The organism is Arthrobacter sp. Y3225116, from assembly GCF_059091245.1.
Genome location: NZ_JBNHGL010000280.1, coordinates 1 through 3,323 on the forward strand (window position 1 = coordinate 1; position 3,323 = coordinate 3,323).

The window sequence follows — 3,323 nt, forward strand, 5'->3', positions numbered from 1 at the left end:
ACGGCGGGGCCGCCGGCGGCCTCGCCGTTCGCCACGCTGAGGATCTGCACGTCCTCCAGGCCCAGCTCCCGGACCATGCCTGCTACGGCATCCGCGCTGCGCGCGAGGTCCTCCGGGTCGAAGGCCGGCCAGGCGATCCCCGGGATGGAAACCAGCTGTTCCAACGAGGAGATGGTGAGCCCCATGCCGGCGTCGACGGCGGCCGCAAGTTCGTCTACGTTCACATTGGTCATAGTCGACACCCTATCGCCCGGGCACCGTCGCGACGATGCCCCGTGGCTGCCCCGGCGGCCCGGGCCCCAAGGGGGACAACGGCCGTACGCTGTCCGGTATTCTTGACTGGTGTTCGGACGTAAAAAAGAGGCTCCCACGCCCCAGGAAACCATCGACCAGGCCAACGACGCCCAGCAGCCTCGATACGGCAAGGGCGCGCCCACGCCCCGGCGCAAGGACCAGGAAGCTGCGCGCAAGCGCCCCCTGGTCCCGAACGACCGCAAGGCCGCCAAGGAGGCCAACCGGGCCGCCATGGCGGATCAGCGGCTGAAGATGCGCGAGGCCATGAACACCGGCGACGAGCGCTTTCTGCCGCTGCGCGACAAGGGGCCGCAGAAGCGCTTCGTCCGCGACTTCGTGGACGCCCGCTGGGTGCTGGGCGAATTCCTGATCGTCTTCGCCCTCATCTTCGTGGTCCTCAGCTTTATCCGCGACCTCAACGTCCAGGCGTTCATCCTGTTCGGCTTCTGGGTGCTGCTGGCGCTGGTCGCCATCGACGCCTTCATCCTCGGCCGCCAGCTCAAGAAGCGCCTGGCCGCCAAGTTTGGCGAGGTCGAGCGCGGGGCGGTCTGGTACGGCGTCATGCGCGGGCTGCAGCTGCGCCGGATGCGCCTGCCGAAGCCGCAGGTCAAGCGCGGCGAATACCCCGCCTGATCCAGGGGAGGGACCGGTCGAAGGGTCGGGAGCATCGCGGCTCCCGGCCCTTTCGCATGCCAAGGGTCGGGAGCATTGCGGCTCCCGGCCCTATTGCATGCCCTCGAGGTCCGGCCGGGCTCCGGATGGCCCAGCCCGGTTTCGGAATGACGCCGTGCAGGGCCGTTCAGCGGCGCCGCTTGGCCAGGCCGCGGTTGATGCGGCCGGCCCAGAAGGGTCCCTCGTATAGGAACGCCGTATAGCCCTGCACCAGGGTGGCCCCGGCATCCAGCCGCTGCTGCACGTCGCCGGCCGTCTCGACACCGCCCACGGATATCAGCGCCAGGTCGTCCCCGACGGCGGTGCGCAGCCGGCGCAACACCTCGAGGGAGCGCTGCTTTAACGGGGCGCCGGAGAGGCCGCCCTCGCCGCAGGCAGCGATCTTGCTTTGGTCCGAGACAAGGCCCTCGCGGGAAACCGTCGTGTTGGTCGCGATGATGCCGTCCAGGTTCAGTTCCAGCGCGAGCCGGGCGACGTCGTCGATGTCCTCGTCGCTGAGGTCCGGGGCGATCTTCACCAGCAACGGGACATGGCGGCCGGCCGCGGAATCGGCGGTCTCCCCCACTGCCCGCAGCAGCGGTCGCAGCGTCTCCACGTTCTGCAGCAGCCGCAGTCCGGGCGTGTTCGGCGACGAAACGTTGACCACGAGGTAGTCGGCGGACCGGGCCAACAGCCGGGTGCTCTTCAGGTAGTCCTCGGTGGCATCGGCCAGTTCCACCACCTTGGTCTTGCCGATGTTCACGCCGATGACGGGCCGGAGCGTGCCGTATCGGGAAGCCAGCCCGCGCCGGGCGGCGGCGATCCGCGGTGCCACGGCCGCCGCGCCGTCGTTATTGAAGCCCATCCGGTTGATCACGGCGCGGTCCTCGACCAGCCGGAACAGCCGGGGCTGCGCGTTGCCCGGCTGCGCGCTCCCGGTGATGGTGCCGACCTCCACCGCGCCGAAGCCCAGGTCGGCCAGCGCCTCGATGCCGAAACCTTCCTTGTCGAAGCCCGCTGCCAGGCCGAACGGCGAGGGGAAGGTCAGGCCCAGCGCCTCGGTGGCCAGGGACGGATCCGGGCGCGTGACGCGGCGCAGCACTGCCCCGGCCCCGCACCGGTGCGCGGCGCGGATGAGCTGGAAACCGATCCGGTGTGCACGCTCGGCGTCCATCCAGGAGAACGCGGCGCGGAAGAAGGCGGGGTAGAGGCGCATGGTCCTAGTTTTCCGTGCGGAGGCCGCCGCACCAAACCGTGTCCACCCGGCGATAACATGGGGGCAGCAACCGAACAGAGAGGAAGGACCACCGTGGCGACGGCAGCCGACTGGCAGGAAGACATCCTCGGCCCGGAGTTCGAGTCCACGGTCCTGCAAGTGCCGGCCCCCGGCGGGCGGGAGCAGCGGGCGACGCTGATCCGCTACCTGCCGCACTCCCCGCAGCGCTCCCCCGGCGGGCACGCCGTCCTGTATGTGCACGGTTGGAGCGACTATTTCTTCAACACGGAACTGGCAGAGTTCTGGCACCGCCAAGGCGTGGCGTTCTTCGCGCTGGACCTGCACCACCACGGACGCAGCCTGCGGGAGGGAGATCCGGCGGGCTTTGTGACGGACCTGCGCCAGTACGAGGACGAGATTTCGCTGGCGCTGGACCTGATCCGTGAGGAACGCGGCCAGTCGGAGACGAAGATCACGCTGATGGGACACTCCACCGGAGGGCTGGTGGCTGCCCTGTGGGCGGCGGAACACCCGGGCGAGCTGCGCGCCCTGGTCCTGAACAGTCCCTGGCTGGAAATGCACGGCAGTTCCCTGGTCCGGCGCGCCGCCGGCGCGGTGCTGGAACCGTTGTCCCGGCTGAAGCCGGAAACCGAGATCAGATTGCCGGTCCGAGGCTTCTACTACCGCAGCATCAGCAGCACCGCGGAGGGCGAATGGGACCTGGACCCCAAGCTGCGGCCGCCGGAGTCCTTCCCCGTGCGCGCCGGTTGGCTCAGCGCCATCTGGGAGGGACAGTCGAAGGTCGCGAAGGGCCTCAAGCTCGAGATCCCGGTGCTGGTGATGTCTTCGACCCGCAGCATGAACGGCTCGGTCTGGCACGAGGACATGAGGAGCACCGACGTGGTGCTGGACATCCGCACCATGACCGAGCGGGCGGTCCGGCTCGGCTACACCGTCTCCATCGAGCAGGTCCAGGACGCCCTGCACGACGTGTTCCTCTCCCGGACCGAGGTGCGGCGGGACGCCTATGCCCGGCTGCAGCGCTGGGCGCAGGCCTACGTGTTGCAGGACGACCGGACCGAGGACCTCACGGACACCCAGCCGCGGTAGTACGGCCGTCAAAGCCGGGGCCGCGGGCCCCGGGTGCCGACGGCGACCACGC

Annotated in this window: 3 protein-coding genes and 1 pseudogene; 2 read left to right on the top strand and 2 right to left on the bottom strand. The window is 69.5% G+C overall.

Going from position 1 to position 3,323, the window contains the following annotated elements:
- Positions 1-233: pseudogene (locus AC5RV2_RS16070) on the bottom strand (dipeptidase); the annotation flags it as partial.
- Between the two features lie 109 nt (positions 234-342).
- On the opposite strand from AC5RV2_RS16070, the gene AC5RV2_RS16075 reads away from it, so the two are divergent.
- Positions 343-927 (top strand): DUF3043 domain-containing protein, encoded by a 585-nt coding sequence (locus tag AC5RV2_RS16075; protein ID WP_494067870.1) that lies wholly within the window; start codon positions 343-345, stop codon positions 925-927.
- A 166-nt stretch (positions 928-1,093) separates the two neighbouring features.
- Here AC5RV2_RS16075 and AC5RV2_RS16080 read toward each other — a convergent pair whose 3' ends face one another.
- Entirely contained in the window at positions 1,094-2,161 is a 1,068-nt protein-coding gene (locus AC5RV2_RS16080; protein WP_494093163.1) for a quinone-dependent dihydroorotate dehydrogenase, read from the bottom strand.
- 93 nt (positions 2,162-2,254) lie between these two features.
- Here AC5RV2_RS16080 and AC5RV2_RS16085 point away from each other — a divergent pair, with 93 nt between their 5' ends.
- The gene (locus tag AC5RV2_RS16085; protein WP_494093164.1) at positions 2,255-3,271 is read left to right on the top strand and encodes an alpha/beta hydrolase; all 1,017 of its coding nucleotides are present in this window, start codon (positions 2,255-2,257) and stop codon (positions 3,269-3,271) included.
- The last annotated feature ends 52 nt before the right edge of the window (positions 3,272-3,323 follow it).